This window comes from Candidatus Termitispirillum reticulitermitis (assembly GCF_054655775.1).
In genome coordinates, this window is sequence record NZ_BAAIHG010000215.1 from 1 (window position 1) to 650 (window position 650).

The window sequence follows — 650 nt, forward strand, 5'->3', positions numbered from 1 at the left end:
TATACATCTCAACAAGATTGTCCTTATCAGAGAACAACTTGGTAAATACAGTGTCTTTATATTCCCTGTTTGCCTTGCCACTTGACATAATTTAATAATATAATGAACAGAGGTGGTTGTCAATGTATAACTAAAATCCACTTTTTATCACCGGTTTTAATGGTTAGTTAGAGATTAAGGGGGAGGAGAAAGCAGTGCTACAAATATTCTATATACCTCCCCCCGTAGGGGGGAGAGAAAAAAGGTTTATCCGTTCAGTAGCTGCAGTGCCAGTTGTGGTATCTGGTTAGCCTGTGCGAGCATTGCTATGGACGAGTTCGCCAATATCTGGTTACGGGCTAAGTTCGCACTCTCCGCCGCCACATCTAAATCCATCAGCCTGCTTGCCGACGACATCATATTCTGTCTAGCCGTATTCAGACTCTTCAAGCTGAACTCCAGCTTCACGACCTGTGCACCTACCAGCGAACGCGCCTTTGACAACCGCACAAGTGCCTCATCTACCTTAGTCACTGACTTCTGCGCCTCCTCAACACTGGTCACATACACATCAGTCACTTCTAGCCCTACACTATCAAGCCTGCCTATTGATATATCTAGCAGTTGCCCCTCGTTGGCACTCATCCCCACTACCGATTCTGTGTTCGCTA

General features: G+C 45.7%; 1 protein-coding gene. It reads right to left on the bottom strand.

What is annotated here, in order from left to right; all coding sequences use genetic code 11:
* Positions 1–246 precede the first annotated feature (246 nt).
* Positions 247–650: flagellin (locus AC1MDJ_RS08365; RefSeq protein ID WP_479690451.1), on the bottom strand; the 404-nt coding region annotated here is incomplete at its 5' end.